This is a genomic window from Gluconacetobacter sacchari (genome assembly GCF_014174255.1).
GTDB classification, from domain to species: Bacteria; Pseudomonadota; Alphaproteobacteria; order Acetobacterales; family Acetobacteraceae; genus Gluconacetobacter; species Gluconacetobacter sacchari.
Genome location: NZ_JABEQJ010000002.1, coordinates 93,030 through 114,644, shown reverse-complemented (window position 1 = coordinate 114,644; position 21,615 = coordinate 93,030). Strand labels below are relative to the sequence as shown.

The 21,615-nt window shown below is 58.8% G+C and carries 21 protein-coding genes; 16 read left to right on the top strand and 5 right to left on the bottom strand.

Going from position 1 to position 21,615, the window contains the following annotated elements; translation table 11 throughout:
* Positions 1 to 16 precede the first annotated feature (16 nt).
* Both HLH48_RS02245 and HLH48_RS02240 read right to left on the bottom strand, forming a co-directional pair.
* A complete protein-coding gene (locus tag HLH48_RS02245; RefSeq protein ID WP_182995874.1) occupies positions 17 to 949 on the bottom strand; it encodes a glycosyltransferase family 32 protein in 933 nt (310 codons plus the stop codon).
* 86 nt (positions 950 to 1,035) lie between these two features.
* The gene (locus HLH48_RS02240; RefSeq protein ID WP_182995873.1) at positions 1,036 to 1,851 is read right to left on the bottom strand and encodes a polysaccharide biosynthesis/export family protein; all 816 of its coding nucleotides are present in this window, start codon (positions 1,849 to 1,851) and stop codon (positions 1,036 to 1,038) included.
* Positions 1,852 to 1,953: 102 nt separating this feature from the next.
* On the opposite strand from HLH48_RS02240, the gene HLH48_RS02235 reads away from it, so the two are divergent.
* From HLH48_RS02235 to HLH48_RS23495, 4 genes are all read left to right on the top strand, one after another.
* Entirely contained in the window at positions 1,954 to 3,390 is a 1,437-nt protein-coding gene (locus tag HLH48_RS02235; protein ID WP_182995872.1) for a GumC family protein, read from the top strand.
* Positions 3,390 to 4,067: a P-loop NTPase family protein gene (locus HLH48_RS02230; protein ID WP_182995871.1), complete on the top strand. Its 678-nt coding sequence runs from the start codon at positions 3,390 to 3,392 to the stop codon at positions 4,065 to 4,067. Before HLH48_RS02235 ends, HLH48_RS02230 begins: the two co-directional genes overlap by 1 nt.
* Positions 4,064 to 4,651 (top strand): phosphatase PAP2 family protein, encoded by a 588-nt coding sequence (locus HLH48_RS02225; protein WP_182995870.1) that lies wholly within the window; start codon positions 4,064 to 4,066, stop codon positions 4,649 to 4,651. Before HLH48_RS02230 ends, HLH48_RS02225 begins: the two co-directional genes overlap by 4 nt.
* A gap of 64 nt (positions 4,652 to 4,715) precedes the next feature.
* Positions 4,716 to 6,065: a glycosyltransferase family 4 protein gene (locus tag HLH48_RS23495; protein WP_220794971.1), complete on the top strand. Its 1,350-nt coding sequence runs from the start codon at positions 4,716 to 4,718 to the stop codon at positions 6,063 to 6,065.
* Positions 6,066 to 6,170: 105 nt separating this feature from the next.
* Here the strand turns inward: HLH48_RS23495 and HLH48_RS02215 are convergent, their stop codons facing one another.
* The 3 genes from HLH48_RS02215 to HLH48_RS02205 form a co-directional block, all read right to left on the bottom strand.
* The gene (locus HLH48_RS02215; RefSeq protein WP_182995869.1) at positions 6,171 to 7,073 is read right to left on the bottom strand and encodes a cellulase family glycosylhydrolase; all 903 of its coding nucleotides are present in this window, start codon (positions 7,071 to 7,073) and stop codon (positions 6,171 to 6,173) included.
* Positions 7,074 to 7,315: 242 nt separating this feature from the next.
* Positions 7,316 to 8,290 (bottom strand): glycosyltransferase family 2 protein, encoded by a 975-nt coding sequence (locus HLH48_RS02210; RefSeq protein ID WP_246386746.1) that lies wholly within the window; start codon positions 8,288 to 8,290, stop codon positions 7,316 to 7,318.
* Complete coding sequence (locus tag HLH48_RS02205; protein WP_182995867.1) at positions 8,290 to 9,243, bottom strand: NAD-dependent epimerase/dehydratase family protein; 954 nt, start codon at positions 9,241 to 9,243, stop codon at positions 8,290 to 8,292. The genes HLH48_RS02210 and HLH48_RS02205 overlap by 1 nt, the downstream gene beginning before the upstream one ends.
* A gap of 305 nt (positions 9,244 to 9,548) precedes the next feature.
* Here HLH48_RS02205 and HLH48_RS02200 point away from each other — a divergent pair, with 305 nt between their 5' ends.
* From HLH48_RS02200 to HLH48_RS02145, 12 genes are all read left to right on the top strand, one after another.
* Complete coding sequence (locus HLH48_RS02200; RefSeq protein ID WP_182995866.1) at positions 9,549 to 10,922, top strand: O-antigen ligase family protein; 1,374 nt, start codon at positions 9,549 to 9,551, stop codon at positions 10,920 to 10,922.
* A 164-nt stretch (positions 10,923 to 11,086) separates the two neighbouring features.
* Positions 11,087 to 12,034 carry a glycosyltransferase family 2 protein gene (locus HLH48_RS02195; protein WP_182995865.1) on the top strand — a complete coding sequence of 316 codons (948 nt, stop codon included), beginning with the start codon at positions 11,087 to 11,089 and terminating at the stop codon, positions 12,032 to 12,034.
* A 640-nt stretch (positions 12,035 to 12,674) separates the two neighbouring features.
* The gene (locus HLH48_RS02190) at positions 12,675 to 12,983 is read left to right on the top strand and encodes a helix-turn-helix transcriptional regulator (protein WP_182995864.1); all 309 of its coding nucleotides are present in this window, start codon (positions 12,675 to 12,677) and stop codon (positions 12,981 to 12,983) included.
* Between the two features lie 41 nt (positions 12,984 to 13,024).
* The gene (locus tag HLH48_RS02185; RefSeq protein ID WP_182995863.1) at positions 13,025 to 13,354 is read left to right on the top strand and encodes a relaxase domain-containing protein; all 330 of its coding nucleotides are present in this window, start codon (positions 13,025 to 13,027) and stop codon (positions 13,352 to 13,354) included.
* 183 nt (positions 13,355 to 13,537) lie between these two features.
* Positions 13,538 to 16,213, top strand: coding sequence for a DUF927 domain-containing protein (locus HLH48_RS02180; RefSeq protein ID WP_182995862.1), 2,676 nt, complete (start codon positions 13,538 to 13,540; stop codon positions 16,211 to 16,213).
* A gap of 1,080 nt (positions 16,214 to 17,293) precedes the next feature.
* Complete coding sequence (locus HLH48_RS02175; RefSeq protein ID WP_182995861.1) at positions 17,294 to 18,076, top strand: hypothetical protein; 783 nt, start codon at positions 17,294 to 17,296, stop codon at positions 18,074 to 18,076.
* Complete coding sequence (locus HLH48_RS23645) at positions 18,006 to 18,389, top strand: helix-turn-helix domain-containing protein (protein WP_306309970.1); 384 nt, start codon at positions 18,006 to 18,008, stop codon at positions 18,387 to 18,389. The genes HLH48_RS02175 and HLH48_RS23645 overlap by 71 nt, the downstream gene beginning before the upstream one ends.
* Positions 18,364 to 18,780, top strand: coding sequence for a hypothetical protein (locus HLH48_RS02165; protein WP_182995860.1), 417 nt, complete (start codon positions 18,364 to 18,366; stop codon positions 18,778 to 18,780). The genes HLH48_RS23645 and HLH48_RS02165 overlap by 26 nt, the downstream gene beginning before the upstream one ends.
* Positions 18,781 to 18,802: 22 nt before the next feature.
* Positions 18,803 to 19,177, top strand: a complete 375-nt coding sequence (locus tag HLH48_RS02160) for a hypothetical protein (RefSeq protein ID WP_182995859.1) — start codon at positions 18,803 to 18,805, stop codon at positions 19,175 to 19,177.
* Between the two features lie 30 nt (positions 19,178 to 19,207).
* Positions 19,208 to 19,561 carry a hypothetical protein gene (locus tag HLH48_RS02155; RefSeq protein WP_182995858.1) on the top strand — a complete coding sequence of 118 codons (354 nt, stop codon included), beginning with the start codon at positions 19,208 to 19,210 and terminating at the stop codon, positions 19,559 to 19,561.
* On the top strand, positions 19,558 to 19,938 hold the full coding sequence (locus tag HLH48_RS02150; RefSeq protein ID WP_182995857.1) for a hypothetical protein: 381 nt from the start codon (positions 19,558 to 19,560) through the stop codon (positions 19,936 to 19,938). Before HLH48_RS02155 ends, HLH48_RS02150 begins: the two co-directional genes overlap by 4 nt.
* 22 nt (positions 19,939 to 19,960) lie before the next feature.
* Complete coding sequence (locus tag HLH48_RS02145; RefSeq protein ID WP_182995856.1) at positions 19,961 to 21,415, top strand: DNA-primase RepB domain-containing protein; 1,455 nt, start codon at positions 19,961 to 19,963, stop codon at positions 21,413 to 21,415.
* The last annotated feature ends 200 nt before the right edge of the window (positions 21,416 to 21,615 follow it).

Below are 21,615 nucleotides of genomic sequence, written 5' to 3'. Positions count from 1 at the left end.
GGCACAGGTTACCGATTCACTTCTTCAAAAGAGATAAGTAACTTTTTTTACTGAATAAACTATATTTCCATATAGTATTGATCAAATAGCGTTCCGCATGCGTTATTTTTATAATGGCAGGCGGATTCGGCGGCATTTTATTCGCACATAGCTTCAAGGCGATCTTGTAGGGAACCCATCGAGACAATTCATGATAGAGAAACGCCGACGTCCCGGCGGCCCTGAGATGAAAGGAGCAGGATTGAATCCGACGCATCGCCACCTGCGCTGCCAGATAAACCAGAAGATATCTGGGGTTCTCGATAGCCTGAAGAAGTTCTTTATAGTCGGGTCGGTTTTGTAAACTCAAAAAATACGAGTCGACACCCGGAATGACTTTCCTGAACTCATCCCGCCATGCCCGAATAAATGGATCGTCCGGCAGGGATGCGATCAACCAGCTTTCAAAAACAGGGAAGCGCTCTATCTTCGTCCATTTCTCATAATAATATCCGACAAAATTATAGCGCCCGCTGGCAAATTTTTCATAAATCCAGGAAAAATCGTCAAACACGAGACTGGTTACATCCAGCCAAATCCCGCCATATCGCAGGATCAATTCCAGCCTGATCAGGTCAGCCTTCATCGCGGCGGACAAATCGTCCTGTCCCGTCATATAGTCGTCTATATAGTGGGACACGGTGTGTCGGTTCAGAAGCCGAACGTCACAATCCGGGTTCAGACCGCGCACCCGTTCGATCAGGCTATCTATATATTTTGGATAGTTCGGATTATCCCAATACATCCAAACAATTTTAGGAAGATAGGAGACTTCTCCTTCGGTATTTAAAAGAGAAATATCACCGACTGCACCAGCCCCAGCGGACATTGCACGTGAAGACGGATAATAAAAAACAAAATACATGAGGAACGACTTTATTTTTCTCATTTTCTCTCGAAAATGGATCATAACTTCGTTCCTCGTCCGCCATTCACCGGCAAAAATTCACAATACACATCAGTCCCCGACTCGATAATTCGTCCGGAGGAATGCGATCAATAGAAAACACTCGACCCCATATTGTAATTCAATGTCTTGTTGAACGGCACGCTCTTGTTCAGATACTGATCAATGAAGACATCGAACGATGCAATGGTGGTCTTGGGCACGAAAACCAGGTCGCCCGGCTGAAGCATAACATGATCACTTATGTCCGCGGTATTCATGTAATGCCGCAGATCGATCGTCCGCATCATCGGACGCCCGTCGCTGCGATGACGGATCAGGACCGCCTGGGACAATTTGGCGGAATCGATGGCACCTCCCGCGGTAACAACCGCCTGCATCGCATCCATTTCGCCCTTGAGCGGATAGATCCCCTGCGTCTTCACCTCGCCACCGACATAGATCTGCGCGGCCACATAACTGCGCACGATGATATCGAATGCCGGGTCGCGAAGATAAGCGGCATATCGTTTCTGCATCGTACTCTTCAGGGTCGCAAGCGGCTGTCCCGCCGCCATGACCGTTCCCAGCAACGGCGCAGTAATTGTACCGTCGGGGGCGATTGACAGTTCATTTTCGTTGAGTTCTGGATTAAGCGTATAACGAAGAGCCAATGTGTCTCCAGGCGCAAGCCGGTAGGGAACCTGCTCGTCCGTCCAGGGAACGAAATTACGTGCGCCATGAGGTTGAGGATCAAGATGCTGGACGCAGCCCGTGACGCCTATGGCAAACAATATTACCAACAACCGGTGCAAGAATGTCACAACCAACTTGTTCCTTCTGGCCAATGTTGCTTCGTTAATAAAGGTTTCCGAGGACCAGAGCAATCGACGTAATACGATGCCGCGCAACGTTTCGCATTTCACACCGGCCCTTATCCATGCTAGCATTCAAATACATAATGAGAGCTTTGGCGGTCTGAACATACTATGAAAGAATCCTTTCAGCTCCGCCTGACCAGCAGGTCGATGTCGTACGCTCGGCATTCGACTCGCGATATTCTGGCAGCCGTCTTTTATTATAAAAGAAGCCTCCTGGTCGCCGCGCTGGTTCCAGTCGCGCTCAGCCTCCTGGCCGTCGCCGCCGCGCAGCGTGTCTATACCGCGCAGGCGCGCTTGCTGGTCCTGTATGGCGGCGAATATGTCTTCCATCCGCTGGGGCAGGAAATGGGCGGCGACGTCGCCCTGGACCGGAATCAGATCATTCAGGGCGAGCTGGAGATTCTTCAAAGTCCCGCGCTGGCGGCGCAGGTGGTCCAGGACGTCGGAATTCGGCGCCTCTACCCCGACCTCCCCGCCAACCAGCAGGGAGAACAGCAGGCGGCCACCCGTCTTCTGCGCGATCTGCGGGTCGACGCCATCCCGCAATCCAATATTCTGGAACTTTCCCTGCGCAACCGCGGGCGTCAGACGGCCCTGGACACGCTCGACGTCATTATCCACGACTATATCGTCTATCATGGCGAAATCTTCGCCGCGAACCGGGACAGCGGACCGATGCGCCTGCTGGCCCAGATGGCCGCCCGGTTGAATGCCGCGGAAGACAAGCTCGTTGCCTTCAGCCTGGCGCACAAGATCAGCGACCTGGGGCAGCAGACCACCATCATCCTGCGCCGCCTGGGCGATCTGTCGGACCAACTGACGACGAACGCCAGCGAGGTGGACGATTTCGATGGCCAGATCAGGACTCTGGACAGCGCATTGCGGCTGACCCCGTCGCAGGTCGAGCTTTTTTCGGAGACAGATATCGGGCAAGCCCGCAAAACCATGCAGGAACGTCTGGCGCGGCTGCAAATCCAGCTTGCCGACGCCCGGCAACGCTACAAGGACACGTTTCCGCTGGTCGTCGATATCGAACACCAGATCAGCGATATCAAGCAGCAGATCGCTCAGGCGACACCGCGCGAAACGAACGTGAAGCGCAACGGCGTCAATACCGTCTATGATGCGCTGAACCAGCAGCGGATATTGCTGAGTTCGCGGGCAGCAGGCCTCCGCGCCAAGCGGGTCGCGATCGAAGCCGAGAAGAATGCCCTCCAGGCGCGCCTCGCCGAACTGACCAGTCTGTCGGGTCAATATCGCGATCTGCAAACGGCGCGCGATTCACTCACCGAAAGCTATCGGACGCTCGAAACCAATGTCGGGGTCTCGACGATGGGCTCTACCCTCGCCCAGGTGGCCAGCACCAATATCCGCGTCGTTCATCCGCCGAATGCTTCCATGCATGGCACCACCCTGCGGCTGCCGATCATGGCGACCGGGCTGATGTTTGGCATGATCGCCGCTGTCGGTGTGCTGGCTTTCCGCGTTTCCACCCAGAAAATATTCGTCACGGTTCGCGACGTCGAGCTAGGGCTCCATCTGCCCGTTCTTCTATCCATTCCTTTATATAAAAGTAACGAATAGTGAACGACATATCCTCCATTCCGGTACGGGCCACCGCGAACGATCTCCACTCACATCTCGTCGCGGAGAACGAAATAAAGCGGCTCCTCTACATGGTGCCGCGCAGGAAGAACAACGCGACGGTCCTGCAGTTTATCGCCAGTCAGGCCGGTGTCGGCACAAGTTCGATTACGCGTGAATTCGCAGCCGTAGCAGGCGGCGACATGGGAATTTCCACCCTCATCCTCTCGCTCGACGAATCCACGGCACTCACCGACGAGGGTCTGGCGCAAAAATATCATCTGTCGCCCACCCTCCTGTCGTCACCCGATGCCGATCCGCCCGGTCCGGACTGGGTACGGTTTCGCATGGTCCGAGATTCAACGCTGACCTTTGCAATGACGGCGGTGGACCAGCAAAAACATCCCATTGACTGGATCACACAAATCCAGACCTGGCGGTCTTGCTTCGACCTGATTTTGATCGATGCGCCCCCTCTCAAGCAGTCTTATCTTGGCGTGGCACTGGCATCCCAGGTTGACGCATCAATTATCATAATCGGGGCGGAAGATACGAATAAGAGCGACGCGAAGGATCTCATATTCAGAATAGAAGAATTGAAAGGGAATATTATCGGAGCAATACTGAATAAACGGCGTCATCATATTCCAAAAGCACTTTACAATCTCCCAATATGAATTTTAATTATTTGGGAATGGATCGGTTTGCCACCGATTTTGGAGACGGCGCCGTCCTGCTTCCGATTTTCGGCTTGTCCATTATCCTGTTTGCAGTCTTTGGCTGGGTGCGTGGCGCCATTGTGTGGGGAGGACTGGCCGGCACGGCCCTTGCCCTGCTGATGACGGTCAAGTTCATAGGTCTGGAGTGGGCATATCTTTCCGACGCTCCCGGCCGGGCGTTCAGTATCAGCGGCCATGTCGCGGCCGGAAGTGCGATTTACGGCAGCCTGCTCAATCTGCTGATCTTCCGCAAAAGAAAAAGCCTGCTCGCCTGTCTTCCGGTTCCGGTCTTCGTTGCCAGCCTGTTCTCCTATACGCGGCTCGCGCTTCATTCCCATACACCCGCCGAAGTGGCGTTAGGAGCCATCCTTGGCGTTTCGGTCGCTTTGATCTCCAGCCGCGTGCTCATCCCCCTGCCCTCTCGGCTGATTATTCCGACATTTGCGATCATGCTTATCACCATAATGTTCTTTCATGGTGATCATTCCCACACGGAGACGCTGCTTCAGACCCAGTTTTCCGCCTGGACGCCGGACTTATAAAACCATTACACTTCTCTGAAAATTCAAGTATGATAAAGACTGTAGAATATGAAAACAGGCGTGCGTGGTTTCAGTGTCTCCTTTTCGGGGCAATAATAGTTCGGCTCGGCGCCTGAGGGTTCTGATTCTGGCAGAATCCTGTAATCCCGAATGGTCAAGCGTCCCGCTCGTCGGGTGGTCGCACTACGAGGCCCTGTCTCGTGTTGCGGATGTGCATCTGGTCACGCGCGTGCGGAATCGTCCCGCCCTCGACCGTTGCGGCCTGAAGGAAGGACAGGACTACACAGCGATCAATACGGAATTCCTGTTCGAACCGATCGCGCGGCTGGTCCGCTGGATCAGCGGTCCCAACAAGGGATGGGCGGTCGTCACGGCCCTCACCATTCCGTCCTACCTGCTGTTCGAGTTGATCGCCCGCAAACGTTTCAAGAAGCGTTTGCGGGAGTTCGATCTCGTCCACAGAATAACGCCGGTCAGTCCGGCGGTTCCCAGCCCGATGGCAACATGGTGCCGCAGAGCCGGCGTGCCGTTTGTTCTTGGCCCCCTTAATGGCGGCCTACCCTGGCCCAAGGAATTTCCCAACCTGCGCAAACAGGAGGGCGAATGGCTGTCGGGCTTTCGCTCGCTTTTCCGCGCCCTGCCGGGTTACAGATCCACACGAAACGCCGCTGCCGCCATTATCGCCGGCGGAAAGAGCGCCTTCCGCGAAATTCCCGGCATCTGGAAAGACAAGGTCGTCTACATCCCGGAAAATGCGTTTGATCCGTCTCGTTTTCCAGTACCGACGCACCGCCGCTCCGCGCAGGACTATCAGGGGCGCCCCCTGCGCGCCATCTATCTTGGCCGACTGGTCCCCTATAAAGGCTGCGACATGCTGCTGGAGGCTGCGGCAGACCTGTTGCGCCAGGGACGGATGACAATGACCGTCGTCGGCTCAGGTCCGGAAAGCAAGCGGATTCGGAACCTGATCGCCCGGCTTGATATCGGTCACGCCGTCGAATGTACCGGCGAACTCCCCCATCGTCAGGTCGCGGAGTATCTGAGACGGGCCGATATCCTGACCTTCCCCTCGGTACATGAATTCGGCGGCGCCGTAGTGCTCGAGGCCATGGCCATGGGTGTCGTGCCTGTCATTTCGGATTACGGCGGTCCGGCAGAACTGGCGTCGCCCCATTGCGCTTTTCTGGTGCCCTTGCAGGAACGGGATGCCTATATCCAGGCGTTTCGCGACGTATTGCACACGATCGCATCGGACCCGGCCCGGCTTCTTCCGCTGGCGGAAAACGGGCGTCAAAGGGCTGACAAACTGTTTACGTGGCCCCAAAAGGCGGAACAGATCCTGGCGGTCTATCGCTGGGTGCTCGGACAGGAAACGACACGCCCCGACTGGGGTATCCCCTTCAAGGATGACTGAACCAGGCCGAAGCGCCTGGAGAAGCCGCGCGTCGGTCGCAACGCCGCGGACACATGTCCGGTCACGCTTCGGACCGTCACACCACGCCGCGTCCCGAACGACTATTCAGAGGTATTTGCGCAAAATTCTCCATTGCGGCGCATCCTTGCCATGGATCGGCTCCAGGCCGTACGGATACGCGGTCCCCAGATCCGTGCCGGTGCCCCAATAATAAATCGGCATGTCCAGCGCGTCGCAAAACCGCATGGTCGCATCCAGTGCAGCGAGCCAGCCTTCATTTCCCGGCCTACCGGCAGCATCCTGCCGTCCGGCGCCGCATTCCCCGATATTGCCTCGGAGCGAATGAGTCCGCAGCCATTCCACAAACGGCCTTATCCGCCTTATGCCTGTGTCACGGTCAAGAGGGGCGCCAAGGATCTGGTCGCCAATGCGAGCCTCCTCATCCCAGTAATAATGCGTGCCGGAATTATCCCGATCCAGATAGCAGTGCGCCGAAAAAATCAGATTCCGGGCAGGGTCGTCCAATAAATGCAACGTGGGGTTCGCGGCCGGCCATGTTGCCGGGTTCGAATAGCCGTACCCCTCCACCCAAACGGGTCGCACGCCATCGATATCGCGGATCGCAAGAATGGCCGCCTGGGCCGCCTCCTGCCAGGACAGTCCCCCTTGACCGGCCAGGTCATATGGCTCGTTCATGAGATCCCACCCGGCGATACAGGACATGTCGCCGAACCTGCGGCAAAATTCCGACCAGAATTGCGCGAAAGCGGCCGGGGTCAGCCTGCCGTCACCAAAGCGGTATGTTTGCCCCTTCTCCTTGTACCGGCCAAAATTGTGGCAAGGTTCACAGATCACCCGGATACCCGCAACCTTGCAATATTCCAGTACCGATCGGTAGAGATTGCAATATTGCGCGTCGAACCCTCCCCCCAGCGCGGGCTGGAAATGCTCCCACCGCCCGGGCAGGCGAATATATCGTATGCCCTTGCGGGCATAATAACGGAGCATGGCCAGGGTCGGCGCCCCAGGCGGGCTATCTTCCAGCCCCGAGCAATTCAGGCCGCAGACAAATGATTTCCTCACGCGTTTCGTAGCGCGAGCGATGGAGCGTCGCGGGTTTGGCAGTCCGCTACCCGCAACAACCATGCCACCTGCCAGAATTGTTCGACGTGAGACACGCACTGTCTGTCCTTCCACGAGATCGTTGTCGCCGGCCTGCCGAACATGGCCGCCAACCCGCGCAAGCACATTCAACGCTGACCGGCGGCCTCGATCGGATAAAGCGGAATTTTATAAAACCAGAAGCATTTGCCCGCCGCCCCGGCCATCTTGAGCAGGAGAACGGCCAAGGCCGGTGTCAGAGAGCCACCACGCATGACATAGGGTACGACACGCAACAGCAGCAGCAGGCAACCGCCGGCGCATTGCAGCAGGCCGCGCAGCATGAGCCCCGACGCGGACAACCATGCACGATCGGCATTATGAATCACAGCGGCGGCAAAGACCTGGCCCCCGCTGAACGCACGCAGGAAGAGATAACGGAAGTTCATGCGATGGGCCGGCACCCATTCGTACGCGACGGCCGACCCACACCAGGCAATGCGTAGATCCTCTCTCCGCAGCCGGAGAAAGAGGTCCAGATCCTCGCCCCCCGATTTCCCGAACGCCGGGTCAAAAGGCTCACCGTCCCTGAAACATCTCTGCCGTCGCCACATCGAGGCATTGGTGGACACCGTCACCGGCGATCCGCCGCCACGCCCGAGAGGTATGGGTGTACCGTCCGGCATGGGCCAGGCGCGCACGAACTGCCGGGTTTCCCTATCCCATACGGGAGGGTCCTCGGCGGGCCGCACGGATACGGCCGAGAGCACGCAATCCGCGCCGCTGGCGTCCAAAGTCGCGTACATCCGATCCAGCCATCCGCTCGCTATCGTGACGTCGTCATCCAGCAACGCGATGATATCAGCATGGGCCGTCCCGATGCCCCGATTACGGGCAATCGAGATATTGGCCGGATGGGCGCTGACATATCGGACCGGCACGGGTCCCCGCTGATAGCCCGCCACAATGTCGCGTCCATAGCCCGCGGGGCTATTGTCGGAAATCACCACCTCAAAACGCAATCCCTTCGGACTGGCTCGCCCGATGCAATCATCGACCAGTCGCGCCAGGGAGTCGGGACGGTTGAACGTACAGATGACAATGGAAATGAGCGGCGGTTCCATCACGTGCGCCCACTCCCCGCCCTCGAATGCCCGATGGTCGCCAGACCGTCCGCCAGCGTCATGTGCGCAGACCAGTTCAGAATCGCTTTTGCCTTGTCCGTCGGGTAGAAGACCTTCCGTCTGAACAGAGCAAGCTCACTGAGCGCCGGAGCACCGCTGACCCAGGCGAATCTGTCCGACCGCAACAGTTTTCTCAACGCCTTGAAGGGAAGCGCCACCAGAACCCGCCCGTATAGAACAGGCGGCGTAATATGACGCAGCGGCCCATAGCCCACCAGGTCCGCCATTTTCTGGAACCAACTGTTCCAACTCACGCAGTCCGGACCATTGACGTTGAAAACATGTCCCGCGGCCGAGCGAACGACGAGAGCGGCCTCAACCGCCCCCGCGACGTCGTCGACATGCACGAGATTACATGATCCGTCCCCCAACGCGCCGAACTCGCCCCAATATCCGCCAAGGATACGCCGCTCAAGACCCGTCACCCAGAGCGGACTGTCCGGCCCATAGATAATGGTCGGCCTGAGGATGACGATTTCCACACCGGGAAAACCTTCGCTTGCCTCTTCCGCCATGGCCTTCCAGCCCGCGTAATTCGACCGTGTCCCCTTGATACGCGGTGTGGCTTCCGAAACGCAGCCGGCGGCCCCGCCATAAACCGAGATGGAACTGATCAGCACAACACGTCTGACACCCGCCATCTGGCAGGCCTCGAGCAGCTTCCGCGTACCGTCGATCACCACGTCCGCCCCACCGGCGGCGCAATGGACCACACCGTCGACGCCCCGCAGAATATCGGCCTGTATCGCCGCATCCTCCGTGATATCCAGCCTTGCCGTGCGATCGCTGGGCTGACGGGCCGTGGCCAATACCCGCATGTCGGGCCGCGCGCCCAAAGTCCTTACGACGGCTTTTCCAAGAAAGCCGTTGCTTCCCGTCACGAGCACCTTCATGAAAATGTCCTCCGGGGAGCGTCTCTACCGTCCTGCGAAGAAAAACTATAGAAGATCGGAGAAAAGTTGCAATTCCGGAGAAACCGGGCCTGTTCACGCACGCGCCGGCCGCTCGACCGGCGCATACGTAAACGAGCTTGGAAAATGGCCGCCGCATGGATAGATCATATGGATCGCCCTTGCAGGCCGGAGCCGGAAGCTCCACGAGAGACAAGGCGCTCATGACTTGACGAAGACGGCTGAATAAAGAAGCACGACACCGGCGCGCCTTCCCGCCCCACGTCGTGACGGTAGCAGGAACACGCATGGAAACGCATCCGACACCAAGCTGGGTCCATCGCCTCTCTTCCTGGCTTCTGCTTCTCACGCTTTTGTACTCCGCGATCGGCACGCCCGATTTCCATCGCGATGCCTTGACGGTTGCCAGCACGGATTCCGTCAATCCGATCAATCGCTTCATCTGGCTGGCTCTTATGGCCGCGGCCCTTCCCCTGATCAGAAGCAGGTGGACGGGGCTCCAGGACACGTTCAAGGCGGGGTGGCCCCTTATCGCCCTGTTTGTCTATTTTACATGCAGCACAGTGTGGGCACTCGACCCGGATGCATCGAGACGCCGTGTCCTGCTCGCATGGGTACAGATTATCCTTGTGGCAACACTGACAAGCTCCATACGCGACAGGCTGATCCTGATTCGCTGTATCTTCATGAGCTGCGTCATCACGGCGTGCGCCGATCTGGTCACATGGGTCGTCATGCCCGGTTTTGCCATGACCGACGAAGGCCTGGCTGGCCTGCAACCGCAGAAAAACCTGACCGGGTTGATCATGATGTATGGCCTCCTGGCCGGCGGCACGCTGCTCTTCTGCCGCCTCGGCAAGCAGGAGCGTCGACTGACATGGGCGGGAAACGCCCTGCTGCTGGCCCTCCTTCTTGCAAGTCGCTCCAAGACCAGCCTTGCCATCATCCTCGTGATGCCCGGGCTGCTATGGTTGTTTTTCATGCTCACCCGCAGCCGTAAATCCGCGGCGCTGGCCATCGCCTGCGGAACGGTGGGCAGCGCGATAGGCACGGTCTTCGGCTATCTGATCTGGTGCAGCACGACCAATAGCGACCCGATGGTTCTCTTCAGGAACATGACCTTCACCGGCCGCACGGATCTCTGGAGCTTCATGCTTCTTGAAATCCAGAAGCGTCCATGGTTCGGGGCCGGCTTCTATTCATTCTGGGCCATCAATCCCGCCGTTCAACCCAGCCTGAAGTCATCCATGTGGTTCGGTAACGAAGTCCATATCAATGAAGGCCACGAAGGCTATATCGATCTGATCGCTACAGGCGGACTGGTCGGATTGGCCATGGGCGTCGGGATTCTGGTTTATGCCATCACATTGGCCGTGAAGGCTGTCGCCAAGGCGCCGATATGGCACGGGCCTCATTCGGCGACGATGATCAGGCCCGTGGCGTTCTTCCACCTTGCCTTTCTTCTCGCCCTGAGCATCCATAATTTCACGGAATCCAATCTCTTCAGCAATAATGGCTTGCTGGCCGTGGCACTCTATTTCTCACTGTTCGAACTGACATCCTGGAACAGGCAACGGATCATGCACGATCCGGCGCACAAGCCATGGGACGGATCGGTCACCCTGCCTTCCCGCACGCACGAGGCACAACTCGTCCCATGATGTCCCTTGAGCATGAACAACATGACGGCAAAGGCATGGTCCAGATGGGCTCCCCCCATCGTCGATCGCGTTCGCATCCTGAAGACATGCCCATGCCTCATGACTGTGTTAGCATCGCGAGAGAATCGTATCCCGTTCGAAACGGCTGAGGAACTGACAAACCCATGACAGAGGCCGGAGAGCGGGCATTATCCCAACCCGCCATCGATATCAGCATCGTGGTGCCATGTTACGATCGCCTGAACCTGCTGACACGCACGATCCAGGCCTGCCTGTCCCAACAGGTCGATGCCGCGATCTCGTGGGAGATCGTCGTCGCGGACAACCACCCCGACCGCCTGGCCGCACCCGTGGTATCGGCTTTCGACAGCACGATCCCATTGCGTCATATCGCGGCCGGCGACCGCAACATCGCCGAGGCACGCAATCTGGGCGTCAAGGCCGCGAGAGGTGCCTTCATCGCATTCGTCGATGATGACGAGGCACCCGAGCCAGGCTGGCTGATGGCCCATTACCGGTGCCTGGCCCGAACCGGCGCCGATGCCAGTTTCGGGGCCATCTCCCCGATCTTCGAAGGCGGCTCCCCTCCGGGGTGGGATCCCCAGGGCCGCTATTACAGCACCGATTTCGGGTTGCCCGACGGCACGACGATCGAGCCGCTGAAATGGTTTCCCCCCCGCCCCCGCGGGGTCAGCACCGCGAATGTCATGCTGAAACGCTCTTCCTGTTTTTCAGGAGACAAGCCATTCGACGAGGATTTCGGGCGCACCGGAGGCGAGGATACGCTCCTGCTCCTGCGCCTGGCGCAGGCCGGAAGGCGATTCGTCTGGTGCGTGGGGGCCGAGGTCGTCGAGTTCAATGAAGCCGGGCGGCAGAGCTTTCGCTATATGTGTCGCCGCGTTCAGCGAAGTTCCCGCCATTCGGCAGAAGTCCGCATGGCCATCAGTTCCCATAAGCTGCTGACCCGCATGAGCGTCTATTTTATCGCCCTGTCGCAGCTATCGGTCTTCGGAACGTTGTGGGCGCTGCGCCGAAAGCCCGCCTACGTGCTCCAGATCTGCAAAGCCCTCGGAAAATTAGGCTTCGCCCGGTTCGAATTCATACCGGAATAACGGCGGAAGGCGCGGCATCAGGACCATCCGCGCCAAGTCCGGCCATTCCTAGCTCGGCACTGGACGAACATCGATCAGCGGCTGCTTTTTGTCGATTGGCCATTCATGCCATCGACCGAAACAGTCTATGGCGTCCCGTACGGGATTCGAACCCGTGTTACCGCCGTGAAAGGGCAAAATGTAGTCATGGAAGACTGCGGGCTCCGTGGTTATCGCGTTGATCTTGCAAGATTATTTTGTCACCCCGCGTCACCCGTTGTCACCCTAAATCACCCCCACCGTGGCTCAAAAATGGCTCACGATGGGCGCCTGATACTGGACTGACAGGGCCGTGTCCAGGTAGGCCGCCGAGCCCTCTCCGTCCGTTCCAGCTTATGCTCACTCCACCCTGAAATAGCACCTCACGAATATGTGATGTCTGTCCCGAGGACATATCGACATCTTTGTCCGGGCACTCCATGACTTCCGCCACGGCCTTCGTGATTTGCCTTCGCGACTCCATGACTTCAACACCCTCCCAAGCATAGGCGAAGGCATTTCAGGTCATGAGATACAAAATGACGTCCAATGCACTATGTGTATTGCAACGGCGCCGATCTAGATCGCGCTGGATGCCTAAAAAGCATTAAGGACGCCAGAAATGACCACGGAAATCGCAGCGGATACCACCTCCGACTGTCGCCTGCTGGACGACATTCAGGTCTCCGAAATCTTCAACATTCCGGTCCGGACCCTGATCCGGCTCCGTGACCTCCGTCCGGACAACAACCGCCACGGACTGCCAGCCGGACCGCGATTCATCCGACTCGGGCGGGCTGTCCGGTATCGAGTCGCTGACATCCATGACTGGATTGCGGCGCAGACCGTCGATCCAGCAGACGTTCTCGTGACCGCGCGCGGCCAGACCCGCCGCCCCCGCCGGCCCCGCAAGACCGAGATCGCGGCCTGAAGCCCGCACACCTCTCTCTATATATAAGGAGTCGCAGTCCGATGAACGCTGCCACTGCCACCCGCACCGCTAACCCTTTTCGCGGCAGCCGGCGCGAGCCCCCGTGCCCGGTCGAGCGCCTGAACCCCGACCTTGCGAGTCCCCGCGATCTGCAATTCAAGGCACCCAAATCGGTATCGATTCTCTGTGCAGCATTGACTGACGATCAGCGTGAACAGATCGACAAAGCGCAAAGCCAGGCGACGGCACTTGCGCTGGAATATGCACACAAGAATGGGCTCACCGTAACTCGCCGTATGGCACTCGCGCTGGGAACAGGACATCCAGGACATCATCTAGTGATCCAGGTCAGGTCCGGACCGGCCGCATAACCTCGCCCAAAAACGAAAACGCTGACCCACCCCGGCGAAGGGGTAAGCCAGCGATCCGATACCCACAACCACACCCACCAACACTTGCCGCAAGCAAAGATATCAGGGGACTCGTCCCCAGATATGGGTATCGGACTCGCAGGGTCAAGCGTTTTCTCATTCATTTTGTTGGAGAAAACGAAGATGGCTACCACCAATGTCGTTCAATTGCCGCCCCGCACGATCGCGACTCCTTCGCGTCCAATGGCGCCTCCGCCTGCGCCGGCCCATCATGCAGACGAAGACCTGGACGATCGCGCGGTTAACGCCTCACGGAAAAAAAACGCCAACGCGAAGCGGTCCCAGGGAGCGCCCAAGGAGAAGACGCCCGACCCGTCGAAGCTAAACCCCACGATGCCGGCAACGAGCCCCACTCTCGCCGACTTCGGCTTTATGTCGCCTGGCCCGGCGTCGATCCATGTTTACAACGATGCCAATTCGCGTCCGCTGTTCGGCATCCTGCGGGTGCCGGAGGACGGCGGGTTCCAGCGGCAGGTCATCGTTCACGGGACGCGACACGGCATCGAGCGCTGGCATCTTGTTGATTCTGCTGATGCCAAAGATGCGATCGGAAAGGCGGTCCACGGCGGGAAAGTGCCACTCTACGGCCTCGACAGGTTGCTCGCCCGACCCGATGCGCCGGTTCTCTATATGTTTGATGAATATGGTGCAGACGTCGCCCAGGAGATGCTTCCCGATCACGTCGTCGTCTCGGGGGCTAACGAAACGTGCCTCGACCCCCTGTCCGCCAGGGCGGTAACCATTTGGCCCGACGCTGGCGAGGCTGGCACCAATGCCGCTATCGAAGCGGCCGACGCCATCAAAAAAGTCCGATACAGCACGGGAGAGTCACGGGGCCAGACGCTCGGCATCGACTTGCCGGATAACCTGCCTGATGGCTGGAATCCGGCAGTCTCCGATCCTGAACAGTTCGGCATCGACATCGCTTCACTCGCCCGGAACCCGGTGCCAACCGAGCAGGCGTTTCGCCCGTTCGTCATCATGCCCCATGGCTACAAAATGTCGAAGACCGGCTTGGTCTTTAAGGGCGACGATGATGTCACCCATCAGGTCACCAAGACGCCATTCCGTGTCGTCGCTGAGTCTGACCTTGCTGAAAACGGTGCGGCCGGCGTGATTCTGCGCTGGCAGAATCGTGGTCAGACCGTCGAGTTTGTCGCTCTGCGCGGCCAGATTTCGGCGCGAGGTTCAAGCCTGACGAAGGAACTCCGTGAGAACAAGATGCTTTTTCCCGAAAGCATGGCCAGGCTACTGCTTGATTTCCTGGGCACCGTCGAGGCCAGGAAATTTATCCGAACGGTCAATACTGTTGGGTGGGATCAGGGCTCAGGCTGGGAGCGGCCTCTATTCGTGATGCCCGGCGGTGACGTCGTCGGATCAGGGCACTCGGAAATCCGCTTTGCCGCACCGAATGTCAATGCCGCGAAGGAGCGCCTGAAATACACGCCGTCGGGCACCCTCGACGAGTGGCAGGAATATGTCGCAGCGCGAGCGGCCGGAAACAGCCGTCTTGTCCTGGGTATCTGCCTTGCGCTGACAAGCCCGCTCCTGAAGGTCCTGGGAAGCGTGATCGAAGCCGGAGGTGTCCACATTTGGGGCGGAAACGGTCTGGGTAAATCAACATACTCTCATGTCCTGACGAGTGTCTGGGGTGATCCGCGCAAGCTGATGACTGAACTCGATGGAACGAAAACGGGCTTCGAGAACGCGGCCGAACTCGCATCGTGCATCGGCTTGTTCCTTGAAGAACTAAAAAACGACGACAAGGGCATCAATAAAGAGATTGGCCGAATCATCTATATGTGGGCGAACAGGAAGGGCGGATTGCGATCCGGGCCGAACATTGCTCTGCGTGAAACAAAAGAATTCGACATCATGTTCTGCTCGACTGGCGAATACCACCTCAAGACCGTCATCGAAACATCAGGCGGCACATATACGGGCGGCATAGAAGCTCGCATGACATCCATAAAGGCCGAGCCGGATGGATCGGGCTACGGATTGCTCGACACTATTCACGATGCCCACACGTCGAAGGCGTTCGTCGATCGCATGAAAGATGATTGCGAATGCTACCACGGGACGGCCGGCCGCCATTTCGTCGCCCGATTGATCGAGGACCTTACGCAGACCGGTCGCGAGAGCATCAGGCAATGGTTCGCCGAATCCATTGAGTTATTCATTGATGATTACGTCCCCGCCGGTGCAGATAAAATGATCCATCGCGTCGCAAAGCGGTTCGCCGTGATGGCGACGGTCGGAGAACTCGCTCTGGAATATGGCACGCTGCCTTGGGCCAAGGGGGAGGCATTCCGTGGCGTTGGGGCGTGTTTCCAATCGTGGCTCGCTGACCGGGGCGGCCTGGGCGCGCGTGAGGATATCCTGGCCGTCCAGCAGGTTCGTCGGTTCATCGAGCAGCACAGGTTCTCGCGATTCGAGGACGTGGACGCCGCCCGGACAGCCATCGGCACGACTGGCAAGGAGGGCGCTGATTGCTATCTGTCTAACGTCCGGGATGCTGTCGGATTCCGTGAACTGACCAGGGACAGCGACGGAACCGAAGCGTATTCATATTATGTCCAAGCGGAGCAATGGAAGAACGCCGTCTGCAAGGGGATCGACTCCACCCGCGCGGCCAAGGCGGTTCGCGACGCTGGAGCCCTCCAGACCGGCGCTGGCAGGAATCTCACCATGAAAAAAATGATCCCTGGGGTCGGCAAGGTCAGGGTTTACGTCATCACCCCTGCCATCATGCGAGCAGGCGACGCTGACGACGCTGACGACGACGATCAGGAATAAGTCGCCTGAAGCGGGGACGATCGGGGGCGGTCAGGCAACTGGCCGCCCATTTTTGTCGAGACCTACAGGGATCAGCGTGGGGACCCACACGAGACCTACATCATAAACGCATGTAGGTCCCACGCAACGCATTGATATTATTAGACAACATGCCACGGGACCTACAGACCTACATAACCGGCAGAAAACACGCTGTTATACGCATCGCGTTGACGTATGGCGACACGAGGCGCGGCGGGCGGCTGGAGGCGGGAGGATGCCCCGCGTAAAATATGTATTTTTAAGAATCATGTAGGTCTGTAGGTCTCGTAGCCGAAAAGTGGCAGTCTTCCGCGCTTTTTCGAGGGACCTACATGGCGTTTAGGCTGTAGGTCCCGGTAGGTCTGTAGGTCTCTGATGTAGGTCTCGGGGCAGGATAGAACGTTTACGAGATGGCTGAAGGGGGCCTCGAAGGGAGGCTCTGGTATTCCCGGCTCCGCCGGGCGGCCTGATGCATTTATCAGCGTCCAGTGGCTGATCAGATCGTCTAGCCGGCATTCAGCAGCAGGTCGCTGATCTGTTCAGCCAGCCAGCCCAGCGCATGCCCCATCACCGCCACCCCGGCGGCAGCCGGGCATCCCCTCGCCGCCTTCAGCGCCCCCTTCAGCCCATCTGGTAAAGGCCCCTTCCCCCAGGCAGCCCCTATCCTCCCGCCATCCGTCGATGCCCCCTCGACGAAACATCCCGCCAGCCACGTCCCTTTTCCTTAGCCCCCTATGGCCACACCCCACTCCCCGCCATCTCGGAATCCACTCAGCCACCCAGACCAGGTGCTGCCCCAACAACATATTGCAGTTCTCTGACAACATGTTGTCATCTATTCCTCGAATCCGAAATAGACACCATCGAAATGTCGTCACGAATTCAATACAACTCGCACACATGTACGATCCTTCATCTATTTTCTGCGATTATTTCTTGAACAATAGGTCGAAACGTACTATGTATAATCTGTCAGCGTGACCCATGCGCTGATGACGAGCGGGTGCCCTTCAGCAAGGCCCATCGTCAGACAACAGATTTCTGATGGAGATGGCCGTCATGGCGTCAAAGGTGACTCACGCCCGGAGTTATGTTCCACGTTCCACCCTGTCCGTCACAGGGCGACGCGGCGACTACAACGAACTGATTGGAGCGGACGCTTACCAGGTCCTGTCGTTCCTGAAGCCCGCCCTGCCGGACGAATACGCAGAGTTCGACAAGCACCGCCGGGGCGACGCGCTGAACCTCGACCTGTATGGCTGGGATCAGGACCAGTCCGTCGGTGTCGTGCAGGTCCGGCAGGCATTCAGGATCTACAAGCGTCAGGAGTTCACCAACGTCCGGAAAACCTATGTTTTGTGCGGGTTTAACGAGAGCGGCACGCCCTTCCGGCACCCGGTCTCCGCCCATGCCGTGCGTCGTGCATGCTCCGGTTCTCCCGCCGAAACGGTCGCAGCCGCCCAGCGCTGGATGTGGGGTGTCACGGCAAAGCAGCTCGCCGAGAGCCGCCGCCAGGGCGATATCCTGATCGTTCCCGAGCGTCAGGCCGACATGCGGGCGGCATTGGAACGGAAATATCCGAATTTGCGGATCGACCATTTGACGGGCCTGGATGCCACGTTCCTCGTCTCGTCCCATGCCGTGCAGGCTGAGGAAATCCTGATCGTCCGCAGCCCCGGCGGATCAGTATCGCGCGTCCTCGCGAAACACCCAATCCTCCGCCACAGCAAGGGGCAGCACGCCACAGTGTCGGCCCCTCGGTCCGGCAATCATGGCTGGTTCTCGATCCGTCTCGCAGACGAGGCGGTCGCCTGGGATTTCTCGGAGAGATTCGGAGATTGAGGGTGTTCAGGGCCGGGAGTTACCCGGCCCTCGAACTAGCAACCGCATGGCGGGTGCCCTTCAGCGATTTCCTTTTAGCAATTTCATCTCAAACAGGCAACATAAAATGCAAACGATATCCCCGACGCCTATGCAGATACGCGATGCGCGGCGAGCGGCAGGCATGACCCAGGCCGAGGCCGCCCAGGTCGTTTCCAAGACCCAAACGTCCTGGAGACGCTGGGAGGGCGGCATTCACCGCATGTCTCCAGCCCTGTTCGATTATTTTCTGATCGAGACCGGCAGCAGTGCCTCAGCAGGAGCCCAGCCATGATGTCCGAATCCGAAAACAAGACGGTGGCGCCATGACCCCTTACACCCGCCCACAACCCGCGTTCAAGCCCGTGTTCCACCAGGACGGCCGATTCACCCTGGAATTTCAATCATTTGATATCCACGACATCCTGGCCCGCGATGCCGTTCTGGAACTCGCCCTGTTCATGAAGCTGCCCGGTTGGGACAGCAAGACCAGCCGAGGCCCAGACGGGAACGCGCTGACGATGCGCCTCGGTGACCACCTGATCGTCGTCTGGCGCCGTCCTGATGGGGTCGTCGAGATCACGATCGACGAAACGCCGATCCACCTCAGCAGCGAAACCCGGATCGCCACGTTCATGCGCTCCCTGTCGCCGAACAGAATTATCGGCCGTCCAGCCGCCCCCTGATGGCATTTCCGGAGTTTCCATCATGTCATTTTCCAGACTCACCATCGCCGGCGAGGCCCACGATCCGGCTGGCGACATCACCCCCGGCACCGCCGTCGAGATCGTCATCAACGCCGCCGCCGGCATCATCATCGACCTGTCCACCCGTGCCCACCTGACCTATCGCGACGGCAGCCTTGTCTGGCCCAACGGCGCCCGTCTGGAACTGGACGCCGACAGCCGCAACGAGATCGACCTGGAGAACCGCAAAGGCGCCATCATGGCCAGGATGGTCCTGACCGGCCGGGAATTCCTGGAGCAGGTCCGTCGCCGCGAGGCTGAGGCCCAGGCCGCTCGCGACGCCGCGATGATGGCCGGGCAGTCTGAGGCCGAGACCATGCCGATCGCCGCTGAGTGATTCCGAATCGACATACACAGGACCGCGATGATGCCGAAAATCGACACAGCCAAGATCAGCCGCCTCATCGCCGCCGGCGGCATGGTTATCAAGCACCCAGAGCCGCCGCCAGTCAGATCATGGCACGACGATCCAGATGACAGAGATCGCGAACTGCGGCACGTCGAGCCGGATGACACCAGATATTGGCGAGACTATCGCATTTTCTTCAACCGCAAGGCGCCGATGCTGGCCGGCATCGACTTCCATGACCTGCCGTCGGTTCACTACGACGCCCTTCGTGACCGCTGGTCTGCGGACAGCACAGAACACACAGAATCCGTGATTGCAGCCGTCCGCAAACGTCTCGATTCTGCCGTGATGATTCCTGGAGACGCACCATGATCGCCCGCAAACTCGATCCGGACCTGGACGTTTTCTTGATGCGCGAGGCTGATGGCGAGATCGAGCAAGTTCCGTCCGACCGTGCATGGCGCCAGTCGGAGCCTGAGTCAGATGATGGCTTCATTCTCTACGACGACGCCCGCGACTGGCTCGTATGCCGCGTCCATTTTCGTTCGACGAACCAACACATGGCCGGCATTACGTTTCCCCGCGATCGGCCTGTCACGTATGACGCGCTGGCCGGCACATGGTCCGGCCCGTCCGAGAGGGTCGTCTGGTCCGTCCTCTCCAGAATCCATGATAGAATCAATGCATATCCGCTGGGACATCTCTATCGCGACCGTGTGCCCAGCCCGCCCGTGCCCGCGACCACCTGACCGACGCGCCTGGAGAATCGTCATGGCCGATCTCACCCCTGAAGAAGTCGCCCGCTTGCGCCGGCTCGATCCTGCCGGCGTCCATGCCGCTCTGATTGCGGCCGGTGACCTGTCGATATCGGCCCCTCTCCCGAAGCGCGTCGGCGACCTGCGGCCGGCCGACAACGCTATCGATGCGGTCATGTGGGCACGGAAATGCGATTACAATCAGTCGCTTGGCTGGCTCCACGAGAATCTTGGAGATGATCGAACGCACGAACGGAATGTCGGCAAAGGCGAGATGAGCCGCGACCTGTTCGGCTCCGAAGCGGTCATCAACAAGCTGGTCAAACAGCAGATGGACGCGCTGGGGTGCAGCGAGGCCAGGCTCACCTTGATGTTCAAGCAGGCGGACGAAACGATCCAGGCTAATGCCGAAACCGACACCGTAACAGAATCCGACCTGGAAAATGCGGCGTCGGATCGGGAAGACAAGCCCGGAAAGATGAAGACGAAGTTCGGCTATCTCGTCGGCAAGCGCACCGAAAACGGCGAGAAACGCGAGAAGTTCTTCAACACCAAAGACATCCAGAACTCGGTCGGCCTCTTACGAAAGAAGAACAGTGAGGGCATGAACGTCCTGATCACGCCGATGGACAACCATGCGTTCTATGTCTTGATCGACGATGCCCGACCCATCACCGGATCGGATACTGAGTTGCCGGTGAAATCGTGGATTGAGGCTGGCTACAAACCATGCCTCGCATTGCAAACATCATGGAACAGTCACCAGATCATTTTCCGAGTGCCGAAAGAACCGTTCCGGCGCCAGGGCGTCACCAGCGGAACTGATGATCAGATGTTCGATCGTCGTGGCCTGAACCAGTTTTTTACAGACCTGAACCAGAAACACGGCGATCCGCGCATCAGCGGACTGCGCCATGGAATACGCCTGGCCGGGTATCGAAACATGAAGCCCAAGCACGCGCGCGACGTGGAAGGTAAGGCGTGGTCAGTCGAATTCCCATTCATCGAGATCACGCATGCAGAGAGCGTCTTTTGTGAGAAGACGATGAGGGATGCACTCAAATTCTGCGCATCGGATGTCGTTGGTAATATCGAGGCCCGTCGTGATGCCATAGCCCAGCACATGGCCGAGCGCGCCAGCCGCGATCCGGATCAACCGCCACCAAGGACGGTCCTGCCCCCGCGCGGTGGCGTCCCCCCGGTCAAGACCATGGTCGCATCCGGTCCGGCCCCAAGCCCGCCATCGCGAGCGATCACCTCGGCGCCGGTCGAGCGGCCTGGATGTGCATCGGATCAGCCGGCGCCGAGGGCGACCTTGCCACCGCGCGGTGGCGTGCTGCCGGCCCGGAACATGGTCTCGCCGGCACGACCCACGCCCCTGGAGCGACAGATCGCGTCATCGGACCGGTCGTATGCGCGGCATCAGGCTGAAAACGCACAGAAAACGGCGGAGAAGCCACAATGTCGATAATGTCATCGTTGCTGTCGTTTGTGTCCGCGATCAGGGCCGTCCCGTCCTCGATGGCGGACGCAGCCGGCGCGGAGGTCCAGAAGCAGACACAATCGAACATCAGCAGCCCGGCGACGAAGAGCCCATGCGACCAGCATGGTAACGACCCGCATAAACAAGAGGTTACCCCAGCGGTCACACACAAGGGCGAGCCGGAAATT

Coding starts and splice junctions, on each gene's coding strand:
- HLH48_RS02215 (WP_182995869.1), bottom strand. CDS start 7,073: ATGCTCCGTTATTATGCCCGCAAGGGCATACGATATATTCGCCTGCCC.
- HLH48_RS02205 (WP_182995867.1), bottom strand. CDS start 9,243: ATGAAGGTGCTCGTGACGGGAAGCAACGGCTTTCTTGGAAAAGCCGTC.
- HLH48_RS02160 (WP_182995859.1), top strand. CDS start 18,803: ATGTCATTTTCCAGACTCACCATCGCCGGCGAGGCCCACGATCCGGCT.
- HLH48_RS02145 (WP_182995856.1), top strand. CDS start 19,961: ATGGCCGATCTCACCCCTGAAGAAGTCGCCCGCTTGCGCCGGCTCGAT.
- HLH48_RS02245 (WP_182995874.1), bottom strand. CDS start 949: ATGATCCATTTTCGAGAGAAAATGAGAAAAATAAAGTCGTTCCTCATG.
- HLH48_RS02235 (WP_182995872.1), top strand. CDS start 1,954: ATGTCGTACGCTCGGCATTCGACTCGCGATATTCTGGCAGCCGTCTTT.
- HLH48_RS02210 (WP_246386746.1), bottom strand. CDS start 8,290: ATGGAACCGCCGCTCATTTCCATTGTCATCTGTACGTTCAACCGTCCC.
- HLH48_RS02175 (WP_182995861.1), top strand. CDS start 17,294: ATGGCGTCAAAGGTGACTCACGCCCGGAGTTATGTTCCACGTTCCACC.
- HLH48_RS02225 (WP_182995870.1), top strand. CDS start 4,064: ATGAATTTTAATTATTTGGGAATGGATCGGTTTGCCACCGATTTTGGA.
- HLH48_RS02195 (WP_182995865.1), top strand. CDS start 11,087: ATGACAGAGGCCGGAGAGCGGGCATTATCCCAACCCGCCATCGATATC.
- HLH48_RS02185 (WP_182995863.1), top strand. CDS start 13,025: ATGAACGCTGCCACTGCCACCCGCACCGCTAACCCTTTTCGCGGCAGC.
- HLH48_RS23645 (WP_306309970.1), top strand. CDS start 18,006: ATGGCTGGTTCTCGATCCGTCTCGCAGACGAGGCGGTCGCCTGGGATT.
- HLH48_RS02190 (WP_182995864.1), top strand. CDS start 12,675: ATGACCACGGAAATCGCAGCGGATACCACCTCCGACTGTCGCCTGCTG.
- HLH48_RS02180 (WP_182995862.1), top strand. CDS start 13,538: ATGGCTACCACCAATGTCGTTCAATTGCCGCCCCGCACGATCGCGACT.
- HLH48_RS02150 (WP_182995857.1), top strand. CDS start 19,558: ATGATCGCCCGCAAACTCGATCCGGACCTGGACGTTTTCTTGATGCGC.
- HLH48_RS02200 (WP_182995866.1), top strand. CDS start 9,549: ATGGAAACGCATCCGACACCAAGCTGGGTCCATCGCCTCTCTTCCTGG.
- HLH48_RS02155 (WP_182995858.1), top strand. CDS start 19,208: ATGCCGAAAATCGACACAGCCAAGATCAGCCGCCTCATCGCCGCCGGC.